Here is a 20,021-nt window from a genome sequence, read left to right on the forward strand (position 1 = left end):
ACAGGGAAAGATGGCGGAGGAGTAGAGATTCGAACTCTAGAACGCTTGCGCGTCGCCGGTTTTCAAGACCGGTGCCTTCAACCACTCGGCCACTCCTCCGCAACGAGGCGAACTATAAACAGAGTCGTTTCTGTTGTAAAGCGCGTTTTGATCCAATCGCTTGAAATTTCATCCATAATGATGCGGGAGAGTATTTTATAGTCTGTTGACTCATCGCCGGGCGGTAAGCCGCCGCCGCCCGCGTCCGCAGCGTAAAGAAGGGTAAAACGATTTTGCCGGGCGCCGGCAACCTATTAATCTAACAATCGAATACCTGTCAATACACCCTAAGAGGCTATCCCATGGATCGTTTGGTCGCGACAAACTCGCGTGAGCATTCGCTATTAAGCACACACAAAGTGCTGCGTAATACTTATTTCCTGCTGTCGTTGACGTTGGGCTTTTCGGCATTGACGGCCACCGCCAGCACATTGCTGCAATTACCCGCGCCGGGTCTTATCCTGATGATGGTCGGGTTTTATGGCCTGATGTTCCTGACCTACCGCTTGGCTAACAGCCCGGCGGGAATCGTGGCGGCTTTCGCGTTTACCGGTTTCCTGGGTTATGCGCTGGGTCCCTTGCTGAGCATGCTTCTTAGCTCGGGCGCCGGCGACGTGATCATGGTGGCGCTGGGCGGCACCGCGCTGGTCTTTTTTGCCTGTTCCGCTTATGTCCTGACCACCCGCAAGGATATGTCGTTCCTGTCGGGCATGATGATGGCGGGATTCGTGGTGCTATTGGTGGCGGTAATCGCCAATCTGTTCCTGCAAATTCCGGCGTTGTCCCTGGCGATAAGCGTGCTGTTTATCCTGTTTTCGTCGGGTGCCATTTTATGGGAAACCAGCAATATCATCCACGGCGGCGAAACCAACTATATCCGTGCGACGGTGGGCCTGTATGTCTCGCTGTACAATATTTTCGTCAGCCTGCTGAGCATTCTTGGCATTATGCGCAATAATTGACCGCTGGCACGGCCCCTTCCCGATACCCCGCTTCGGCGGGGTTTTGTTTTTCAACAGAACAAAATTTGTTATTATGGATGCGCAATCGTTTATTGATAACGGGAAGATGTGATGCAGTTTAATGGCGTGGAAATAGCGACCGATACGCAGGGTTATTTGAAAAACAGCGCGGATTGGCATGAGGCGCTGGCGAGGGAGATTGCCTTGCGGGAACACATCGAGATGACGGAAGCCCATTGGCAGGTGATTCATTTCGTGCGCGACTTCTACTTGCAATATAATACCTCCCCCGCCATCCGGATGCTGGTCAAAGCCATGGGGCAGAAATACGGTGAAGAGAAAGGCAATAGCCGCTACCTGTACCGGTTATTTCCGCAGGGGCCGGCCAAGCAGGCAACCAAAATCGCCGGATTGCCTAAACCGGTCAACTGCATCTGAATCAATGACGGATTTGGAATCCGTTAAAATCGACGGCGTTTTTCGGTTCGGTCAGGATACGCTCGATCTGCGCGCCGCGCGGCCCTCCCTGTTTTAACCACGCCAGCAGTTTTTCCACCTGCGCCGGTTCACCGCAGACCATGACTTCGACGCCGCCGTCGTCCTGATTGCGGGCATAACCCGAGAGACCCAGTTGTCTTGCCTGATGCTGGGTTGAGTAGCGAAATCCTACGCCCTGCACTACACCATAGACGTAAACGGCGGTACATACCTTGTCCATCATTTCCCCCTCGCGTCGGCTAATGTTTGCAATTGACTGCGCTTATTCGCAAAATGGCGCTCCATTTCTCAGGTTTAGTATACCTTATGATGACAAAACGTCTTTTCCTGGCCAAAGGCCGTGAAAAATCACTGCTCCGCCGCCACCCCTGGATTTTCTCCGGCGCCGTTCACCGCCTGGAAGGGAAACCCCAGTCTGGCGAAACCATCGATATCTGTGATGATAAGGGTAACTGGCTGGCCCGGGCGGCGTACTCGCCATCCTCGCAAATCCGCGCCCGCGTCTGGACGTTTGTCGCCGACGAAGAAATCGATGTCGAGTTTTTTGTCCGCCGCCTGAACGTCGCCCAGGATTTTCGCACCAGGCTGGCCGCCAGGGATGGGCTGGATGCTTATCGGCTGATAGCCGGCGAATCCGACGGCCTGCCGGGCATTACCATCGATCGCTACGGCCGTTTTTTTGTATTGCAGCTGCTGTCGGCCGGCGCGGAGTATCACCGGCCGACGCTAACGCTGGCGCTGCAACGTTGTTACCCCGATTGCGCTATTTACGATCGTTCCGATGTCTCGGTACGAAAAAAAGAGGGCCTCGAATTAGCCAGCGGGGTGATTGTCGGCGAAACGCCGCCGGAACTGCTGGCCATTCGCGAGCATGATATGGCGATCCTGGTGGATATCACCCAGGGACATAAAACCGGTTTTTATCTTGATCAGCGTGATAGCCGCCTGGCCGCACGTAAATATGCCGCCGGCCGGCGGGTATTAAATTGTTTTTCCTATACCGGGGCCTTTTCGGTGTCGGTACTGCTGGGGGACTGCCTGCAGGTCACCAGCGTCGATACGTCCCAACACGTGCTGGATATCGCTAAAAGCAATATTGAACTCAACCATCTTGATGTGGATAAAGCCGAATTTGTCCGTGAAGATGTGTTTCAGCTGCTGCGTAAATATCGCGAGGAGGGACGGCAATTCGATATGATCATCATGGACCCGCCCAAATTCGTTGAAAATAAAAACCAGCTGGCCAGCGCCTGTCGCGGTTATAAAGATATTAATATGCTGGCTATGCAATTACTGGCGCCGGAAGGCATTTTATTAACCTTTTCCTGTTCCGGCCTGATGACCACCGATCTGTTCCAGAAAATCATCGCCGACGCCGCGCTGGATGCCCACCGGGATATGCAGTTTATCGAGCAGTTTCGCCAGGCGGCCGACCATCCGGTCATGGCGCCCTACCCTGAAGGACTCTATTTGAAAGGATTTGCCTGTCGCGTCATTTGATGGCGTTAGCGCGTCCCCCCTTGAAATCGCCCACTTATCCCCCATATTTAAGATAAGGCGGTATTTAGGCACTTACCATGACGCCATACCGGGCGCATTTCGCGGCATTGTTGAGAACGCTACACTATGCCGCGCAGGTACTACATCGCGGGGGATTGATATGATAGCCAGCAAATTTGGAATCGGACAACAGGTTCGTCATAAGTTATTGGGATATTTAGGCGTTGTCATCGATGTCGATCCTGAATACTCATTGGAAAAACCTTCTCTGGATGAAATTGCGGCTGACGATAAGCTGCGTTCCGCGCCCTGGTACCATGTGGTTATGGAGGACGAGGAAGGAAAGCCGGTCCATACCTACCTGGCTGAAATCCAGTTGGGGTACGAGGCGACGCCGGTACATCCCGAACAGCCCACCCTGGACGATCTGGCGGAATCTATCCGCCAACAGCTCCAGGCGCCCCGGCTGAGAAACTGACCCAGCGGCTTGCGGCGGGCCCCGCCCGCCGTTGCCGCAGTCAGCCGCTTACAGGCGGTGCTGCGCTGCAAGCAGCCGCACAATCCATGGCGCTGAAAAAACCGGTGTCTATTTTGCCAATCCCAGGCGCGGGATTTCAATTTTCGGGCAGCGATCCATCACCACCTTCATGCCGACATTCTTCGCCAGCACCGCCGCCTGCTCGTTAATCACGCCCAATTGCATCCAGAGTACCTTGGCGTCAATGGCGATGGCTTCCTGGGTCAGATCATAGACCGCTTCCGAACGCCGGAACACATCCACCATATCCACCTTGACCGGAATCTCCGCCAGGCTGCCGAAGACCTTTTGACCCAGGATTTCCCCGCCGGCAAGCGCCGGGTTAACCGGGAACACCTGATATCCCTGCTGGAGTAAATACGCCATGACGCCGTGGCTGGCCCGGGCGGGATTATCACTGGCGCCCACCAAGGCAATAGTCTTTACAGAAGTCAGAATATCGGCAATATCACTATCGGTCATGAGGCTTCTCCGGTTGCATTTATTGAGTTAAGTGTATACCAAGGCACAAAAATTTTGATAAAACGAACCGGTATAATGATTTCAAAATAAAATTATTTGTGACTAAATGATACAAAAACATTATTATCCGCTAATCAGTTCCGCTTCATGAAGCCAGCGCTGTAGTAAGGAGAGAGAATGCGTTTCCTGATCGCCCTCGTTCTCGGGATCGGCCTGTTTGCCGTTTTCCCGGTCCTGGCGACGACGCTGCGTTTGCCCGCGGAGATTGAGTTATTGATTGTCGACGGCTCGCCCATTGGCAGCACGCTGCTGCGGGGCGCCGACAGCCTGGAGCTGGCGCGGGGCCGCCATCAACTGGTGCTCACCGTCAGCGACCGGGGGTCTGCGGCCACGGCAAGCCGGCATGCCTATACCTCACCTTATATTGTTGTCCAGTTCCACACCCGCAATGCCCGGCAATTAACCTTCCAACTGCCGCCCCTGGCCACACCCGAGCAATGCGACCGTTTCAGCCGCCAGCCGCTAATGCGGCTGATTGATCAGAACGGTGACGCCATCGATGCCACGTTCAGCCGTCTTATCGCCGATCGGGAGGCATTGCTGGACGCCCTGCGTGGTTACAATCTTAACCGGGAGCCGCAGCCGGACGCGTCCCCGTAACGCCATTGGCGCTAACCGGGGATAAGGTTGCCTTCCCCTGGCCCCGGGCGCGCCCAAGGCCGGTCCGGCACGATATATCCGGGCCGGGGTTTATTTTATCGTAATGCCGGTTTACCGCTTTGCAGTGAAACGGAGTTTCAGTAGTCTATAGACAGACTATTCTATTGAAGGGACAGGAAATGGAGTCAATTAACCGCACCATCGCCGTACGTAAGCATATTGCGTTGGTGGCGCACGATCACTGTAAACAGTCGCTGCTGAACTGGGTGGAAATCAATAAGGATCTGCTGGCGCAGCATATTCTTTACGCTACGGGGACCACCGGCAACCTGGTGCAGCGCAACACCGGCCTGCCGGTGCACAGTATGCTCAGCGGCCCAATGGGGGGCGACCAGCAAGTGGGCGCGCTGATTTCGGAAGGGAAAATCGATGTGCTGATCTTTTTCTGGGACCCGCTGAACGCCGTGCCCCACGACCCGGACGTTAAAGCGCTGCTGCGCCTGGCCACGGTGTGGAATATCCCGGTCGCCACCAACCGCTCCACCGCCGACCTGCTTATCAGCTCGGCACTCTTCAGCGGGGAAATCACTATTGAGATCCCGGATTACCAGCGTTACCTGACGGAACGTTTACAATAAGGCACGGGCCAGGGCCATCCCCCAGCCGGGCGCCCCTGGCCCCACGGTTAGGGTTTTTTGGCCTTCGGCACGCCCAGGCGCGCCAGCTCATCGATAAAGGGCGACGGATGTTCATTATCCGCCAGCAGCCATACTTGCTCTTTTGCCCGGGTCAGGGCGACATATAACAGGCGGCGTTCCTCGGCGTCGGGAAAATCTTCCGGCAGCGGCAACAGCGCCTGTTCAATCACAGATTCCCGCGCCGGCGCGGGGAAGCCGTCCTTACCTTGCGCCAATCCCAGGATAATCACATACTGCGCCTGCTGCCCTTTGCTGCCGTGGATGGTCATGAAATCAAGATTCAGCGTCGGCCAGCGGGTGGCGGCTTTATCCAGCTGCGCCGGGCGCAGATAGTGGTAACGGGCCAGCACCAGGATCCGCTCATCGGGGCGCGCGTAGCCGCTGAGCTTGTCCAGCAGCGCATCCAGGGCGTCGCCCGGCAGAATCATCACCGATTTTTTGGTCCCCTTGGCAAGGCTGTTAAGCGGTTTTTTCAACTGATGGGGATTTTGCAGCACAAACGCATTGGCCACTTCGCCGATACGTTGGTTAAAACGGTAGGTCGTATCCAGCGCGCACAGCGCGCCTGCGCCAAAGCGCTCGCCAAAGGACGTGGTCAGGGCAAGCTCGGCGCCGCTGAACCGATAGATGGACTGCCAGTCGTCGCCGACGGCAAACAGGGACGTCCTGCGGTTTTGCTGATACAGCGCGTCCAGCAGTCGCGCGCGCTGGGGCGAGATATCCTGGTACTCATCCACCAGGATATGTTTCCAGGGACTGATAAAGCGGCCTTTTTGCAAAATATCCACCGCCTGGTGTATCAGGCCGGAAAAATCAACCGCGCCCTCGTCCTTGAGCGCCTGCTTCCAGGCCTTTAACAGCGGCGCCAGCAGCCGGACACGTTTGGTAAACAGATCGCGGATCTCTTCCGGCGCCTGTTCAATCATTTGCGCCTGGCTGCCGCCGTGCATGCGCAACAAGCCTATCCAGCGCTCTATCCGCACCGCCAGGCGCTGCGCCAGGCGCTCATCGTGCCAAAAATCGTCTGCGGGAATTTCCCAACCGAGTTCATCGGCGATCCATTGCCGCCATCCTTTCGCCTGCGCCTTTTTCTGCGCGCACTGTTCACGCCAATGGGCGACCAGTAATTTGCGCCGCGCCAGGGTATCGGTTTCCAATGCGCTTACCACCGGGGCTTTTTTACTGCCCTGGCGGATGATAAACAACGCCAGGGCATGGAAAGTCCAGGCCTTGACCCCGTCAACCTGCAATCGCGACCGGATGCGCTCGTCCATTTCCCGCGCCGCCTGCCGGCCGAATGCCAGCATCAGGATCTGTTCCGGCAACGCTTCTTGACGCCGCAACAGCCAACCGGCGCGCGCCACCAGCACCGAGGTTTTGCCGCTGCCCGCCCCTGCCAATACCAATAACGCGTTTTCGCCATTGATGACGGCGCGGCTTTGGGCAAGGTTCAGCGGCGAGCTTTCCACGGTATTGAAAAAATCCTGATGCGCTATCAGCATTTTTTCGCTCCACTGCTGGTTGCGCTGCGCCACCATTGCCGGCCCCTGCTCCAGCCACGCCAGACAGCGGTGATAAGACGCGCGGCAGGGTTCAAACTCATCCAGGCGCGTTACCGGCAGCGGCAACGCGGCGAAGGCTTCACGAATACTTTCCTGCAAAGCCGCCAGTTGATGCAGCGCAAACCAGCTGTCCCGGGAGGTCGCCTGCTCGATGGCGGTGATCTGCTGATGCAGGACGGTGGCGCAGATGCCGCTCATCTCGCGGCTCCATTCCTGCCAGGCCTTCTGCAGATAATGGTGAAAGCGCTGCGTCTCCTGCCATTCGGTGCCATGCAGGCGCACCACCTTGTCCTGCGGCAGCACAAACTCCAGTTCTCCCCAGACGATACCCCGCTTGCAATGGATGGCGACGATTTGGTTGAAAGGAATCAGGTATTGATGCTTATCGCCGCTGACCTCGACGCCGGCATGGAGCAGCCGCACCCGGTTGTAGGGATGCTGGGCGAGGTGCTTGCCGAACGAGGTGGATTTCAGTTCCATAAAGGTATGCCCGGGTTCCGTATCGTTTATGCGTCGGGACGTAGTGTACCCATTTTAACTTGTTCTGCTCCAGCCTGGAAATCAGGGTAGAATAACCGTTATCCTGTCGGGATAAACGGTTTTAATAACAGAATTGTGAATTGACACTTTGGGGACTATGCGTACTTTACTTAATATTCTGAACTTTGTTTTAGGTGGTTTTTTTACCACGCTGGCGTGGCTTCTGGCCACCGTGCTCAGCGTGGTGCTGATCTTCAGCTTGCCTTTTACCCGCTCCTGCTGGGAGATAACCAAACTCTCCCTGCTGCCTTTCGGCAATACCGCCGTGCATGTGGATGAACTTTACCCGGAAAACCGCAGCGCGGTACTGTCATCGGGCGGCACGCTGCTTAACGTGGTGTGGTTTGTCCTGTTCGGCTGGTGGTTGTGCCTGTCGCATATTCTTACCGGCATTGCGCAATGCCTGACGATTATCGGCATTCCCCCGGGCATCGCCAATTTTAAGCTGGCCGTTATCGCCCTATGGCCGGTGGGACGCCGTGTGGTTCCCGTCGAGCTTGCTGAGCAGTTGCGTGCGCATCCGGACCGCCGTTTCTACCGTTGAAGCCATCATAAGGATAGAGTGTGGGATACAGTGTGCTGACATTTGCACCGGGCTTGCGGCGTTTTGCCTTCAGCAGCCGCTGGCGCTACAACCTGCGGATTTTTATTGCGTTGAGCGGCGCGGCGGCGCTGCCGTGGTGGCTGGATATGGCCACGCTCACCATTCCCCTTACCCTTGGCGTGGTTGCCGCGGCGCTGGCGGATCTCGACGATCGCCTAAGCGGCCGGCTGCGCAATCTGCTTATCACCCTGGTGAGTTTTTTCATCGCCGCGGTATCCATTGAACTGTTGTTCCCTTATCCCTGGCTATTCGGTATCGGCCTGGCCGGCTCCACCTGCGGTTTTATTCTTTTGGGCGCACTCGGACAGCGTTACGCCACCATCGCGTTCGGCGCGCTCTTGATCGCCGTGTATACCATGCTGGGGGCCGCCATGTACCAGACCTGGTATCTGCAGCCGGCGTTACTGCTGACGGGCGCCATCTGGTACAACCTGCTGACCTTGTTCGGCCATCTGCTGTTTCCCATCCGGCCATTGCAGGATAACCTGGCCCGTTGTTATAGCCACCTGGCGCACTATCTTGATGCCAAGGCCAACCTGTTCGACCCGGATACCGAAGACGACGACGACGCGCTTATCGAGGTGGCGATGGCGAACGGCAATCTGGTGCAGGCGCTGAATCAAACCAAAGCGTCGCTGCTGACCCGGCTGCGCGGCGATCGCGGCCAGCGCGGCACCCGCCGTACGCTGCATTATTATTTTGTGGCCCAGGATATTCATGAACGGGCCAGTTCGTCCCATGTGCAATACCGGCAATTGCGCGAACAGCTGCGTTACAGCGACGTGCTATTCCGCTTCCAGCGGCTGCTGGCGATGCAGGCCCGCGCCTGCGAAGCCCTATCACAATCGATCCTGCTGCACCAGACTTACCAGCACGACAGCCGTTTCGAACGCGCCTTCAGTCATCTGGATGCCGCCATCGGCCGTGTCGTGGCGCCCAGCCAGATAAAAGCGCTGAAACATCTGCTGAACAACCTGCGCGCTATCGACGCGCAGTTGTCCACCATTGAGTCGGAACAGGCGGTTGCCCGCAACAGCCCGGAAGAGAACAATCTGGCCGACGATAAGCTGACCGGCTGGAGCGATATCCGCATGCGCATCAGCCGCAACCTGAGCCCGGACTCGGCGCTGTTTCGCCATGCCGTGCGCATGTCGCTGGTGCTGTGCGTCGGTTATGCCTTTATCCAGCTCAGCGGGATGCGTTACGGCTATTGGATCCTGCTGACCAGCCTGTTCGTCTGCCAACCCAACTACCAGGCGACGCGTCGCCGGCTGGCGTTAAGGATAATCGGCACGCTGGCGGGTATCCTTATCGGCCTGCCGATCCTCTATTTTGTCCCGTCCATCGAAGGTCAACTGATCCTGATCGTGGTCAGCGGTACGCTGTTTTTTGCCTTTCGCAACGTGCAATATGCCCAGGCGACCATGTTTATCACCCTGCTGGTGATGCTGTGTTTTAACCTGCTGGGCGAGGGATTCGATGTGGCGGTGCCGCGGGTGTTCGACACCTTTGTCGGCTGCGCCATCGCCTGGGCCGCGGTCAGCTTTATCTGGCCGGACTGGCGTTTTCGCCGCCTGCCGGTGGTGGTGAACAACAGCCTCGCGGCCAACTGCCGCTACCTTGACGCCATTCTGGTGCAGTATCATCAGGGCAGGGATAACCGCCTGGAATACCGCGTAGCGCGGCGGGATGCCCATAACCGCGACGCGGAGCTGGCCTCGGTGGTATCCAATATGGCGGCGGAGCCGAGAACCCGCAGCGAGCTGCTGGAGTCGGCGTTTCGCCTGTTGTGCCTGAATCACACCCTGCTGAGCTACATCTCGACGCTTGGCGCGCACCGGGAGCGCATTGTTGACCCGGCGCTGATGGCGGTGCTGGACGATGCCGTCTGTTATGTGGACGACGCGCTGCAATGCCAGGAGCATTTCGCGCAGCGGGTGGAACAGGAACGGGAACGGCTTATCGCGCGCATCCAGCGGCTGTTGCCGGACCCGGAAGCCAGGGAACAGCTGGTTTTGCAGCAAATCAGCCTGTTGCTTGATTTGCTGCCGGAACTGATTGAGCGTAAACAGCACATAGAAAAACAGTGACGGCGCCGCATGCCGCCGCCGGGCGGCATGCATTAACCGGCGGCTAGCGGCAGGGGAGCCGCGAAAACCAGTCCAGAAGCTCGCTGCGCTGCACCTGGGGCAACGCGGCATAGTGGCGCCCTGACAATGCCCCTTCCAGCGCGAGCAGCACGGTGACGCCCAGGTTCCGCTTGATTTTACGCAGTTTCAAATAGCTGCTTTTGGCGCCGTAATAGCGCAAGGCATCGATATCCCTGATACCGGCCTTCCATAACAGGCGCTCGATACCCTGCCCGATATTGGGCAAATCCTTTAACCGCAAGCTGGCCGCCTTGATGCGCGTTTCCTGCCTGGCCTCGTCGATGGCGCGGCGCGCCAGGTCCAGCAGCGTGTGTACGTCTTCCCACAGGCGTTCATCGACGTGATAATAGTTAAGCGCCACCGGCAGGCCCCGTTTGGTATAAATCAGCCGGCTCATTCCCTGCCCGAGGTAGATATGCTCGCTTTGCCGGGTGCCGCGCAGGTACAGTTCGCCGTCCAGAATCAGGCCGAACATGATTTTATCGGCGGCGATGCTGTACCCGCCGAACTGTGAACGGGTGGAAATATCACCCAAGGGAGAAAAGCAGTTTTTAGCCTGTGCAATGCGGCATTTATGTAGTACTTCCATGAACTTCTCCTTGTTGTGGACCGCGAGATTCCTTACTCAAAATTCGCAACAGCCCATAAAAATACGGTATTTTCCCAGCGGTTTTCAACTTAATCTCGGCGCGACGATCATTAAGTGGCAATTCTGCGAAGGTCATTAAATTTTTGATTGATTTTCGCGCCAAACCTCTATACTGTGTTTTTATACAGTGACACAGGGGCGGACACAAAATGCAGACTCAATACCATGCCAATTCTTCTCGGACGCAGCCAAGCCAGGGTGAACAGCCGATCGACAGCACGACGGCCCGTCCGGAGCAGGGTTTTATCAGCGAAGTGGTTTATTTCGAGGATCAGCCGGTTGTGGGGAATATTCTGTTGCCGTTGCTGCGTCTGCTGGGCACGCAGTCGCGCTGGCTGCTCTGGCTTACGTCGTCTCGCAGATTGAGCCGCCCCTGGCTTGAACAGTCGGGCCTGCCCCTGGAAAAAATGGTGCAGTTGCGCCATCGCACCGCGTTCGATACCGTCGCCGCCATGGAGAAAGCACTCTGGACGGGGAATTACAGCGTCATTTTGGGCTGGTTTCCGACGGAATTGACGGCGGATGAGAAAATTCGCCTGCGTGACGCAGCGCAGCATGGCGGCACTTATGGGTTCATCATGTACCCGCAAAATGAGGTTTGCCGGAAATCTGGACAGTTTTCAGGCTTAAAGATTCATTCTACTTTGTATCATTAAGTAAATTTAAGATTAATCTCATTAGGGGCGTCGCATCTTGTGATTTCCGCCCCTGTAACTCAGAACAATCCAGTATATACGCGGTTCCCCGCCCGCAACGGCGCCTAAAGCGATATCACTTTTTTCGTCCCTATCATCAATAAAGCCTATATGAAACGCTGTTTTTTATTAGCGGCTTACTACATCTTACTTGTAAGTTTCCTACTTCGTTGTAGACTTTAATTCGCCAGGGCTGCTCTATAACGCCTTTTAAGGGCGATGTACAAACCCAGAGCATGGACACTGGCAATGGAATATTTAAATTAGCTTTAAGAGCTCATTGCCTATTTGGATGATAACGAGGCGCAAAAAATGAAAAAGACAGCTATCGCACTTGCAGTGGCACTGGCGGGTTTCGCGACCGTAGCGCAAGCCGCTCCGAAAGACAACACCTGGTACACCGGTGGTAAACTGGGCTGGTCCCAGTATCACGATACCGGGTTCTACGGTAACGGTTATGACAGCCGCATCGGCAATGGCCCAACCCGCAACGATCAAATCGGCGCAGGTGCTTTTGTTGGTTACCAGGCTAACCCTTACTTAGGGTTTGAACTGGGTTATGACTGGCTGGGTCGTATGGCCTATAAAGGCAGCGTTGATAACGGTGCATTTAAAGCCCAGGGCATTCAGTTGACCACTAAACTGAGCTACCCGCTTAACGATGACCTGGATATCTATACCCGTCTGGGTGGTATGGTATGGCGTGCTGACTCCAAAGCTAACTATGCTAATGGAGCCGGTGGTCGTCTGAGCGACAACGACACTGGCGTTTCTCCGTTGGCGGCTGCAGGTCTTGAATACGCAGTAACCAAAAACTGGGCAACCCGTCTGGAATACCAGTGGACCAACAATATCGGTGATGCCGGTACCGTTGGCGCCCGTCCTGACAATGCTCTCGTGAGCGTAGGTGTTTCCTACCGTTTCGGTCAAGATGAAGTTGCCGCTCCTGCACCGGCTCCTGCCGCTGCACCGGCTCCTGTTGTCCAGACCAAACACTTTACCCTGCGTTCCGACGTGCTGTTCGGCTTCAACAAATCTCAGTTGAAACCTGAAGGCCAGCAGGCTCTGGATCAGCTGTATTCCCAGCTGAGCTCGATGGATCCTAAAGACGGTTCTGTTGTCGTTCTGGGCTATACCGACCGTATCGGTTCTGAACAATACAACCAGAAACTGTCTCAGGCTCGTGCGCAAAGCGTAGTGACCTACCTGGTATCCAAGGGTATCCCTTCCGACAAGATTTCCGCACGTGGCATGGGCGAATCTAACCCCGTCACCGGCAATACTTGCGATAACGTGAAACCGCGTGCAGCGTTGATCAACTGCCTGGCACCGGATCGTCGCGTAGAAATCGAAGTGAAAGGTATCAAAGAAGTGGTAACACAGCCGCAGGCTTAAGTGTTGTCAGCTTCATAAAAAAACCCCGCCTGGCGGGGTTTTTTATTGTCCGTCCCACCCTATTTCCCCGCTAGCCCTCTTCACCCAGGATGGCTTTCAAATCTTCTTTCAGGGAAGACATCTGCGTGGCGTATTTCTCTTTACGCTCGGCATCTTCCAGCAGGTTAACAATGGTTTCCGAGAGGGTTTTACCCCGCCGCTGCGCCAGGGCCGCCAACCGTTGCCATACCAGGTATTCCAGGTCGATGGATTTTTTGCGCGTATGCTGATGCTCGGCGTTGAAATGACGTTTGCGTCTTGCCCGTATCGTCTGCTTCATCCGGTTGTCGAGCGCAGGATTCATATTCTCCCGGATCCAGAGAACGATGTTGTCCGGTTGATGCTCATAAAGCATCAAGGTGGCGACCGCTTCCTCCGCCGCGCTATTTTCTTCATGCCGGGTGATTCGTTCACCTTCACGATGTTTTTTTACCAGATAGGTCCATTTCCATCCGGTTTCCAGATTTTCAAGCTGCTGGTATTTCATATATCGCCCACCCGTGACCGTGTAACGTTAGACCAATAATAGCAGTTCCGCGCGTAAAATTTCTAACATTCGTTTCATTCCGCCTATTTTTTAATCATACACGGCGACAAGTTTCCCTGAATCGCCGATGAATGCAAGATGCGTGAGACTCGGAGAGGGGAATTCTTGTATAATCCCCGTTTCCCTGTTTAGCGACGTTACCGATTACCTTGACCATTAAACAATTAGAATGGAAATATTTAATTCCCGAGCTTTCGCCTTTCGAAGCGGTGTTTGCCCAACCCTCCCAGCCACTGCCAGCACCCATGGATGTGCTGCAGCCTCGTTTGATGGACGGCCTGACGCAATTTTGCCACTCCCGCTCGCCGAGCCGTTTTCTGCTGCTTACCGCGCAGGAAGATGAGGAATATTTCCAGTTAATCACCGAGACGGTTAAACAGCTGCTGCCCCAGGGCGAAAGCGTTATCGGCAGCCGGTATGTCATTACGGGTAATGGCGTGACAGTGCAGCCCGCCACCCGGCGCGACGATAATTTTGCCGGGCGCGCCAGGGGGCTGTACCAGCCCTGGATTGAACATGAGCAGTTATTCGGCTGCGTCAGGTGCTACCGCGACGTACTTGATCTGCAGCCGGGCAAGATGCATGAAGCCAATGGCGGGGTGCTGGTGCTGGGCGCCAAGGCCCTGGCCAGCCAGCCGTTAATGTGGCTGCGTCTCAAGCAGATGATATTGCAGCAGCGTTTCGACTGGCTGGCATTGGACGAAACCCGTCCGCTGCCGGTGTCCATACCGTCGATGCCGCTCGATCTGCGCCTGGTGATCATTGGCGATCGCGAGTCGCTGGCCGACCTGAACGATCTGGAACCCGATCTGACCAAACTGGCGTTGTATGCCGAATTTGAGTCCGACGTAAAGATCCTGGCGGCCGAGGATATGCAGAACTGGTGCGCCTACGTCAACAGCCTGCTGCGCACCCTGGCGCTGCCGCAGCTGACCCCTGACGCCTGGCCGGAAATGGTCAGGCAGGCGGTGCGCTACAGCGGCGATCAGTACCAACTGCCGCTTTGCCCGCATTGGCTGACCCGGCGTTTCAGGGAAGCGGTGCTGTATAGCGAGCAGGGAGCCATCACCGCCGAGGCCCTGTATAACAGCAACCGGACCCGGATCTGGCGTGAAAGTTATCTTACCGAGCGCATGCAGGATGAGATATCGGAAGGACAGATCATGGTTGAAACCGAGGGCGCCATGGTCGGCCAGGTCAATGCGCTGTCGGTGCTGGATTTCCCGGGCCATCCCCTGCCGTTTGGCGAGCCCTCGCGCATCAGCTGCGTAGTCCATCTCGGCGACGGCGAAATTAACGATGTTGAACGTAAGGCCGAGCTCGGCGGCAATCTTCATGCCAAAGGCATGATGATCATGCAGGCCTTCCTGATGGCGTCCCTGGAACTGGACCAGCAGTTGCCCTTCTCCGCGTCGCTGGTGTTTGAGCAATCCTACGGTGAAGTGGACGGCGACAGCGCGTCGCTGGCGGAATTGAGCGCCCTGATAAGCGCCCTGTCCGGCAAACCGATAGTGCAGCAGATTGCCGTTACCGGATCCGTGGATCAGTTTGGCCGCGTCCAGCCCATCGGCGGCGTGAATGAAAAAATCGAAGGTTTCTTTGCCCTGTGCGAGAGCCGCGGGCTTGATGGTTCGCACGGCGTGATTATTCCCGCCGCCAATGTGCGCCATCTGTGTCTGCATGAAGAATTGGTCGAAGCGGTGCGGAATGAGCAATTCCATATCTGGCCGGTGGAGACCATTGATGAGGCGTTGGAGTTGCTGACCGGGATCCCCTACGATCACGAGCAGAAGCCCAATCTGATTGCTTCAATACGCGAGCGCATCGCTTATATTAATCAGCACGAACGCCTGCGTTTACCCTGGGGATTCCGCTGGCTTAACTGGTTCAATCAGAGCTGATGGACTTGTCCCGGGTAAGGATGTTGGTTAATGTGCGTGATTCATTAATAAAGGTTTGGATAACATGGTAGATAAACGCGACTCATATACAAAAGAAGACCTGCTTGCCTGTAGCCGCGGGGAATTATTCGGTAAAGAAGGCCCGCCGCTTCCCGCGGGAAACATGCTGATGATGGACCGCGTGGTTAAAATGACCGAAGACGGCGGCAGCCATAATAAAGGTTACGTCGAAGCAGAATTGGATATCCATCCCGATATGTGGTTCTTCGGTTGCCATTTTATCGGCGACCCGGTGATGCCCGGCTGCCTGGGGCTCGACGCCATGTGGCAGTTGGTGGGATTTTACCTCGGCTGGCTGGGCGGTGAAGGCAAAGGCCGCGCCTTAGGCGTGGGCGAAGTGAAATTTACCGGCCAGGTGCTGCCCAGCGCTAAGCGGGTCACTTATCGTATTCATTTCCGTCGGGTAGTGAACCGTCGCCTGGTGATGGGTCTTGCGGATGGCGAGCTGCTGTGCGATGGTCAGGTTATATACACCGCAAGCGATTTGAAAGTCGGTCTGTTTAAAGATACCGGCGCATTCTAAGCGCCTGGATATGAAACCTCCGCGAAAGCGGAGGTCAATTCCTTTGCTGACAAGTGGCTTACAACGTCACCGACCTGTCCTCCATGGCTTTTCGCCAACCTCCCAACCAGTGAGACCGTGCATCCAGGGACTGAAAAGGACATATCTCACTTGAGCGTCCGGATAATCCCGCTTGATAACCACGTGAATGTGCGCGTTCAAGGCGATCTCGTTTTTGTCTCTTCATGCCGTGTTTCCCTCATCTTGTTTGGTGGAAAGAAAACGGTAATCACATTTCTGCAATTACCCTTTATCTTTAGCGATAAAAGAGTAAGAAATCAACGCAGCATTTCACAAAAGCGTCATACCAAAAATGCATAATGGGCACATTTTGCCTAAAAGGTTGGCGGTTACAGGCAGCTTAAGCTACTGAAAATCGGCTGAACTGCGCGCCTGGAGAGTTAAGGAATCTTAACCTGCCGAGGCGCGTTTTGGTTTTAGAACGTTTTGTTATTAAGGCAGCCGGGAAATTTGTGCGGCCGCTTCCTGGCCGATTTGCTGCCAGCCCTGCGCCAAGGTCCTGACCAGGGCGTCATAGCCGTCCTGGTCCTGTTTCAGCGTCAGGATGAACGGGTGGCGGGTCACCTGGCTATTATGCGTCAATACCCACTCGCCCTGAATAACCGCCCGCCCGTCGTAACGGCCGTGAAAACCGGTGACATTGAATTCCAGCGTATCCTGATCTCCCTGCCCCTGGCTTGCGGACACCAGCACGCCGGGAAGCCGATTGCTTAAATGGGCGATCATGGTTTGCTGCAATTGCTGCTCCAGCGGACTGGCCCACAGGTTATTGCTGGCGGTGACGTAGCGCACGTCGCTTTGCTGGTAGACTACGCCGCTGCCGGCCAGATAATCCGACACGTTAACCCGGGAGAGCCATATATGCCGCGTGACGCCGGTGGACGGCAGTCCCTGCCCGGCGTTGTCCTGGGCCGCGACCGGCAGTTGGTAATAATGCTTGTCGCTGTTGCCGCCGCAGGCGGCCAGCAATAACGCCAGCGCCAGCAGAATCCCTTTTCTCATCATTTCGCCCTCTTCGGCTTCGGATCTTTGCCGCTATCGGCCTCGAACACCAGCGCGTTGCTCTTGTTGTTCAGCGTGCGCAATACCGGCTGCAGTTCCCGCAGAACCTGATCGAGTCGTTGCATATTATCCACCATTTTATTGTAGGCCGGGGAACCGGGCTGGAACCCTCTCATGCTGCTGTTCAGTTCGCGCAAGGTACGCTGCATATCCTGCGGCAATTGCTGCATCGACTGGCTACCGGTAATCTGGTTCACCGATTTCAGCGTCTTTTGCAGCTCGCGCAGGGTACTCTGGCTTTGCGCCAGGGTACTGGTGGCTTCACTAATCATCGGGTTGAGCGGCAGGCTATTGATCTTATCAAGAGTCAGCATCAGCTTCTGCTGGATTTGCGCCAGGCCGCCGCTGGTGGTCGGCAGCACCGGATAACCGTTAACGACTTTCTCGCCGTCCCAGGGCTTGGCCTGCGGATAAAAATCAAGATCGACGAACAGCGAGCCGGTCAGCAGGCTGGCGCTTTTTAACGAGGCGCGCAGCCCGTGCTCGCCGGCTTCCTTGATGCGGGAATTAATATCAAATTTGTCGCCCAGTTTGCCGGCCAGGCGGTCTGGTTCAATGCGGATCAGCACCGGTATCTGGTAATTATCATCGATAGCCTGCTTGATCGCCGTCTCAAGGAACGGCACCTGGGCGACGGTGCCCAGGCGGATGCCGCGAAACTCGACCGGCGCGCCAGGCTGCAGGCCGCGGACGGAATCATTGAAGAACAGCAGATAATCCTTATGCACCGTATACAGCGAATCAGAGATGCTGTTCTTATTATCAAACAGCTGGAAGGACTGGTGTTCAGTCGCGCGATCGCCCAGATCCCAGCCGGTGGGTACGTCAAAACTCACGCCGCCGCTGAACAGGGTGGTCAGCGACCCCATCTCCACCCGCATTCCCTGGGCGGACATATCAAAAGCCACGCCGCTGTCTTTCCAAAAACGCACATTGGTGGTTACCAGGCTGTCGTAGGGCGCGCTGATAAACAGCTGGTAGCGCATTTTGCGCTGTTGCGGATCGAAGTAGCTGGTTTGTACCGTGCCGACCCTGAAGCCGCGGAACAGCACCGGATCGCCGGCATTGAGCTGCCCGGACTGGTCGCTGTCGAGCTCGACGCGAATACCCTTGGCATCCGGCGAGGCCAGCGGCGGCGAGTCAAGCAGATTAAAGGTGTCGGCGTCCTCGGCGTTGGCGCCGGGCTGCAGCTGGATATAGGCCCCGGACAACAGGGTTCCCAGGCCGGAGATTCCCTCGCGGCCAATCTGTGGCTTGACGACCCAGAACGCGGAATCGCGGCGCAACAGCTTTTCCATGCCGTTATTGATGCGGGCTTTGATTTCCACCTGCTGCAGGTTATCGCTTAGCACCACGCTTTCCACCATGCCGACGTCGACGCTGCGGCTTTTGATGGCGGTTTTGCCGGCCTCGATACCTTCCGCGCTGGTGGTGGTCAGGGTAATGACCTTACCCTGGTGACTGAAGTGGTAATAGAGGATCCACGCGCCTATCAACACCGTCACGATCGGAATGATCCATACCGGCGACCAGCGCTTGATTTTCTCCACCTGGGCGACGTCGTACTTATTGTCCGTCAACGGAAGACTCCTTTTGGTTTTTACTTTCGGTCCGATCCCAGATAAGACGCGGGTCGAACATCTGCGCGGCAAACATGGTTATCATCACCACCATGGCAAATAACACCGCGCCGATGCCCGGTGTAATACTCATTAACTGCCCCATCCTCACCAGCCCGGACAGCACCGCGATCACAAAGACATCAATCATCGACCAGCGGCCGACAAATTCGACGATTTCATAGAGAAAATGCATCCGCTCGCTGTCGCGCCGGCCTCTGTCCGCGCGCGCATCCCAGCACAGCCAGGCCAGGGCGATCATTTTCAGGGTCGGCACCATGATACTGGCGATAAAAATCACCATCGCCACCGGATAGGAACCGTCATCCCACAAGATGATCACCCCGGCGATAATCGTCGAGTTAAGTTTGCTGCCCAAGCCTTCGGTTATCATGATCGGCAGGATATTAGCCGGGATATACAGCATGATGGAGGTCACCAGCAGCGCCATGGTCCACTGCAGGCTGTTATGCCGCCTGGCGTGCTCACGGGTACGGCAGCGCGGGCAGGTACGCTGTCCGGCGGGCAGGATCAGGGTGCAGCAGCTGCACGCGCGGATCCCCTGCGCCAGGCCGCCGACCCCCGGGCGCACCCTGGTCACCGGCGACACCGCCGGCATGATGTTATCCCATAGCCAACGCTGATCGATGCATTGGAATGCCCGCTGCTGCAGCAGGCAGAACAGGCAAAACGGCAGAAAGCTGATGCCTACGCCGATATCGCCGTAGGCCATCAGCTTGACAAAACTGACCAGCACGCCCGCCAGAAAAATTTCCGCCATGCCCCAGGCGCGCAGGGCGAACAGCGACTTGGCCAGGAAAGCCTTCAGACGAAACGACAGGGGAAACCCAAGGCACAGGAGGATGATGGCGACCATGCATACCGCGGGGATGAGCTGGACAAACAACAGGAACAGGCTGGCCAGGCTGGCGAAATGATCCGCCACCATGATCCCGGGAATTTGCGGCAGGGTAATCTGACGTCCGATGCCCGACACCTTCATATTGACGAAAGGAAATAAATTGGCCAGCACCAGCATTATCAGCGCGCTGATGGCAAACATCACCGGCTGGAGGCGCGGGTTGGACCAGCGGCTTATCAGGGTATTGCCGCAGCGGGGACAGACGCCTTTCTGGCCGTCGGTCAATTCCGGCAGGGCCACCAGGAGATCGCAATGCGGACAAAGCACGTACTTAGGGTGATGGACGGCAGAACACATGCATTTCTCCTCATAGCACCGATGCCGTTTGGCGGCCCG

General features: G+C 56.3%; 21 protein-coding genes and 1 tRNA gene. 12 read left to right on the top strand and 10 right to left on the bottom strand.

What is annotated here, in order from left to right; translation table 11 throughout:
• Positions 1-11: 11 nt before the first annotated feature.
• Positions 12-99: transfer RNA gene (locus ACL2XG_RS08185), tRNA-Ser, on the bottom strand.
• Positions 100-341: 242 nt separating this feature from the next.
• Between ACL2XG_RS08185 and yccA the strand changes: the two genes are divergently transcribed.
• On the top strand, positions 342-1,001 hold the full coding sequence (gene yccA, locus ACL2XG_RS08190) for an FtsH protease modulator YccA (protein WP_413722405.1): 660 nt from the start codon (positions 342-344) through the stop codon (positions 999-1,001).
• Positions 1,002-1,112: 111 nt separating this feature from the next.
• Positions 1,113-1,439, top strand: a complete 327-nt coding sequence (locus tag ACL2XG_RS08195; RefSeq protein ID WP_410015866.1) for a TusE/DsrC/DsvC family sulfur relay protein — start codon at positions 1,113-1,115, stop codon at positions 1,437-1,439.
• 1 nt (position 1,440) lies between these two features.
• Here ACL2XG_RS08195 and yccX read toward each other — a convergent pair whose 3' ends face one another.
• Positions 1,441-1,719 carry an acylphosphatase gene (gene yccX, locus ACL2XG_RS08200; protein WP_410016586.1) on the bottom strand — a complete coding sequence of 93 codons (279 nt, stop codon included), beginning with the start codon at positions 1,717-1,719 and terminating at the stop codon, positions 1,441-1,443.
• Positions 1,720-1,808: 89 nt separating this feature from the next.
• On the opposite strand from yccX, the gene rlmI reads away from it, so the two are divergent.
• Positions 1,809-2,999, top strand: a complete 1,191-nt coding sequence (rlmI, locus tag ACL2XG_RS08205; RefSeq protein ID WP_413723417.1) for a 23S rRNA (cytosine(1962)-C(5))-methyltransferase RlmI — start codon at positions 1,809-1,811, stop codon at positions 2,997-2,999.
• Between the two features lie 160 nt (positions 3,000-3,159).
• The gene (gene hspQ / locus ACL2XG_RS08210) at positions 3,160-3,477 is read left to right on the top strand and encodes a heat shock protein HspQ (protein WP_162364646.1); all 318 of its coding nucleotides are present in this window, start codon (positions 3,160-3,162) and stop codon (positions 3,475-3,477) included.
• A 108-nt stretch (positions 3,478-3,585) separates the two neighbouring features.
• Here hspQ and ACL2XG_RS08215 read toward each other — a convergent pair whose 3' ends face one another.
• Positions 3,586-3,999: a CoA-binding protein gene (locus ACL2XG_RS08215; protein ID WP_410015867.1), complete on the bottom strand. Its 414-nt coding sequence runs from the start codon at positions 3,997-3,999 to the stop codon at positions 3,586-3,588.
• Between the two features lie 177 nt (positions 4,000-4,176).
• Here ACL2XG_RS08215 and ACL2XG_RS08220 point away from each other — a divergent pair, with 177 nt between their 5' ends.
• Positions 4,177-4,659 (top strand): DUF2057 family protein, encoded by a 483-nt coding sequence (locus ACL2XG_RS08220; RefSeq protein ID WP_413722404.1) that lies wholly within the window; start codon positions 4,177-4,179, stop codon positions 4,657-4,659.
• A 179-nt stretch (positions 4,660-4,838) separates the two neighbouring features.
• Entirely contained in the window at positions 4,839-5,297 is a 459-nt protein-coding gene (locus ACL2XG_RS08225; RefSeq protein WP_410015869.1) for a methylglyoxal synthase, read from the top strand.
• Between the two features lie 47 nt (positions 5,298-5,344).
• Here the strand turns inward: ACL2XG_RS08225 and helD are convergent, their stop codons facing one another.
• Positions 5,345-7,399 (bottom strand): DNA helicase IV, encoded by a 2,055-nt coding sequence (helD, locus tag ACL2XG_RS08230; protein ID WP_413722403.1) that lies wholly within the window; start codon positions 7,397-7,399, stop codon positions 5,345-5,347.
• Positions 7,400-7,556: 157 nt separating this feature from the next.
• Here helD and ACL2XG_RS08235 point away from each other — a divergent pair, with 157 nt between their 5' ends.
• Together ACL2XG_RS08235 and yccS are read left to right on the top strand one after the other, a co-directional pair.
• Positions 7,557-8,003, top strand: a complete 447-nt coding sequence (locus ACL2XG_RS08235) for a YccF domain-containing protein (RefSeq protein ID WP_410015871.1) — start codon at positions 7,557-7,559, stop codon at positions 8,001-8,003.
• A gap of 32 nt (positions 8,004-8,035) precedes the next feature.
• The gene (gene yccS, locus ACL2XG_RS08240) at positions 8,036-10,153 is read left to right on the top strand and encodes a YccS family putative transporter (protein ID WP_410015872.1); all 2,118 of its coding nucleotides are present in this window, start codon (positions 8,036-8,038) and stop codon (positions 10,151-10,153) included.
• 43 nt (positions 10,154-10,196) lie between these two features.
• On the opposite strand, the gene ACL2XG_RS08245 is transcribed toward yccS, so the two are convergent.
• Complete coding sequence (locus tag ACL2XG_RS08245; RefSeq protein ID WP_410015873.1) at positions 10,197-10,802, bottom strand: TfoX/Sxy family DNA transformation protein; 606 nt, start codon at positions 10,800-10,802, stop codon at positions 10,197-10,199.
• A gap of 209 nt (positions 10,803-11,011) precedes the next feature.
• Between ACL2XG_RS08245 and sulA the strand changes: the two genes are divergently transcribed.
• Together sulA and ompA are read left to right on the top strand one after the other, a co-directional pair.
• Positions 11,012-11,518, top strand: coding sequence for an SOS-induced cell division inhibitor SulA (gene sulA, locus ACL2XG_RS08250; RefSeq protein WP_410015874.1), 507 nt, complete (start codon positions 11,012-11,014; stop codon positions 11,516-11,518).
• 351 nt (positions 11,519-11,869) lie between these two features.
• Positions 11,870-12,952, top strand: coding sequence for a porin OmpA (gene ompA / locus ACL2XG_RS08255; RefSeq protein WP_410016588.1), 1,083 nt, complete (start codon positions 11,870-11,872; stop codon positions 12,950-12,952).
• A 70-nt stretch (positions 12,953-13,022) separates the two neighbouring features.
• Here ompA and matP read toward each other — a convergent pair whose 3' ends face one another.
• Positions 13,023-13,478 carry a macrodomain Ter protein MatP gene (matP, locus tag ACL2XG_RS08260; RefSeq protein ID WP_410015875.1) on the bottom strand — a complete coding sequence of 152 codons (456 nt, stop codon included), beginning with the start codon at positions 13,476-13,478 and terminating at the stop codon, positions 13,023-13,025.
• 209 nt (positions 13,479-13,687) lie between these two features.
• Here matP and ACL2XG_RS08265 point away from each other — a divergent pair, with 209 nt between their 5' ends.
• Both ACL2XG_RS08265 and fabA read left to right on the top strand, forming a co-directional pair.
• Complete coding sequence (locus ACL2XG_RS08265) at positions 13,688-15,439, top strand: AAA family ATPase (protein WP_413722402.1); 1,752 nt, start codon at positions 13,688-13,690, stop codon at positions 15,437-15,439.
• Between the two features lie 64 nt (positions 15,440-15,503).
• Positions 15,504-16,022 (top strand): bifunctional 3-hydroxydecanoyl-ACP dehydratase/trans-2-decenoyl-ACP isomerase, encoded by a 519-nt coding sequence (gene fabA, locus ACL2XG_RS08270; protein ID WP_410015877.1) that lies wholly within the window; start codon positions 15,504-15,506, stop codon positions 16,020-16,022.
• 58 nt (positions 16,023-16,080) lie between these two features.
• Here the strand turns inward: fabA and rmf are convergent, their stop codons facing one another.
• From rmf to pqiA, 4 genes are all read right to left on the bottom strand, one after another.
• Complete coding sequence (gene rmf, locus ACL2XG_RS08275) at positions 16,081-16,248, bottom strand: ribosome modulation factor (RefSeq protein WP_162364658.1); 168 nt, start codon at positions 16,246-16,248, stop codon at positions 16,081-16,083.
• Between the two features lie 266 nt (positions 16,249-16,514).
• Complete coding sequence (gene pqiC, locus ACL2XG_RS08280) at positions 16,515-17,084, bottom strand: membrane integrity-associated transporter subunit PqiC (protein ID WP_413723416.1); 570 nt, start codon at positions 17,082-17,084, stop codon at positions 16,515-16,517.
• Positions 17,084-18,724, bottom strand: a complete 1,641-nt coding sequence (pqiB, locus tag ACL2XG_RS08285) for an intermembrane transport protein PqiB (RefSeq protein ID WP_410015878.1) — start codon at positions 18,722-18,724, stop codon at positions 17,084-17,086. Before pqiB ends, pqiC begins: the two co-directional genes overlap by 1 nt.
• Positions 18,711-19,982 (bottom strand): membrane integrity-associated transporter subunit PqiA, encoded by a 1,272-nt coding sequence (gene pqiA, locus ACL2XG_RS08290; RefSeq protein WP_410015879.1) that lies wholly within the window; start codon positions 19,980-19,982, stop codon positions 18,711-18,713. The genes pqiB and pqiA overlap by 14 nt, the downstream gene beginning before the upstream one ends.
• Between the last annotated feature and the right edge of the window lie 39 nt (positions 19,983-20,021).

Source organism: Sodalis sp. RH24 (assembly GCF_047324145.1).
Taxonomy (GTDB): domain Bacteria; phylum Pseudomonadota; class Gammaproteobacteria; order Enterobacterales; family Enterobacteriaceae; genus Acerihabitans.

Excerpts from the sequence above, each read along its gene's own strand:
- helD (WP_413722403.1), bottom strand. The coding sequence starts at position 7,399 with ATGGAACTGAAATCCACCTCGTTCGGCAAGCACCTCGCCCAGCATCCC.
- ompA (WP_410016588.1), top strand. The coding sequence starts at position 11,870 with ATGAAAAAGACAGCTATCGCACTTGCAGTGGCACTGGCGGGTTTCGCG.
- ACL2XG_RS08245 (WP_410015873.1), bottom strand. The coding sequence starts at position 10,802 with ATGGAAGTACTACATAAATGCCGCATTGCACAGGCTAAAAACTGCTTT.
- sulA (WP_410015874.1), top strand. The coding sequence starts at position 11,012 with ATGCAGACTCAATACCATGCCAATTCTTCTCGGACGCAGCCAAGCCAG.
- ACL2XG_RS08195 (WP_410015866.1), top strand. The coding sequence starts at position 1,113 with ATGCAGTTTAATGGCGTGGAAATAGCGACCGATACGCAGGGTTATTTG.
- ACL2XG_RS08220 (WP_413722404.1), top strand. The coding sequence starts at position 4,177 with ATGCGTTTCCTGATCGCCCTCGTTCTCGGGATCGGCCTGTTTGCCGTT.
- pqiA (WP_410015879.1), bottom strand. The coding sequence starts at position 19,982 with ATGTGTTCTGCCGTCCATCACCCTAAGTACGTGCTTTGTCCGCATTGC.
- ACL2XG_RS08225 (WP_410015869.1), top strand. The coding sequence starts at position 4,839 with ATGGAGTCAATTAACCGCACCATCGCCGTACGTAAGCATATTGCGTTG.
- ACL2XG_RS08235 (WP_410015871.1), top strand. The coding sequence starts at position 7,557 with ATGCGTACTTTACTTAATATTCTGAACTTTGTTTTAGGTGGTTTTTTT.
- rlmI (WP_413723417.1), top strand. The coding sequence starts at position 1,809 with ATGACAAAACGTCTTTTCCTGGCCAAAGGCCGTGAAAAATCACTGCTC.
- ACL2XG_RS08215 (WP_410015867.1), bottom strand. The coding sequence starts at position 3,999 with ATGACCGATAGTGATATTGCCGATATTCTGACTTCTGTAAAGACTATT.
- yccA (WP_413722405.1), top strand. The coding sequence starts at position 342 with ATGGATCGTTTGGTCGCGACAAACTCGCGTGAGCATTCGCTATTAAGC.
- hspQ (WP_162364646.1), top strand. The coding sequence starts at position 3,160 with ATGATAGCCAGCAAATTTGGAATCGGACAACAGGTTCGTCATAAGTTA.
- yccX (WP_410016586.1), bottom strand. The coding sequence starts at position 1,719 with ATGGACAAGGTATGTACCGCCGTTTACGTCTATGGTGTAGTGCAGGGC.
- fabA (WP_410015877.1), top strand. The coding sequence starts at position 15,504 with ATGGTAGATAAACGCGACTCATATACAAAAGAAGACCTGCTTGCCTGT.
- rmf (WP_162364658.1), bottom strand. The coding sequence starts at position 16,248 with ATGAAGAGACAAAAACGAGATCGCCTTGAACGCGCACATTCACGTGGT.
- pqiC (WP_413723416.1), bottom strand. The coding sequence starts at position 17,084 with ATGAGAAAAGGGATTCTGCTGGCGCTGGCGTTATTGCTGGCCGCCTGC.
- matP (WP_410015875.1), bottom strand. The coding sequence starts at position 13,478 with ATGAAATACCAGCAGCTTGAAAATCTGGAAACCGGATGGAAATGGACC.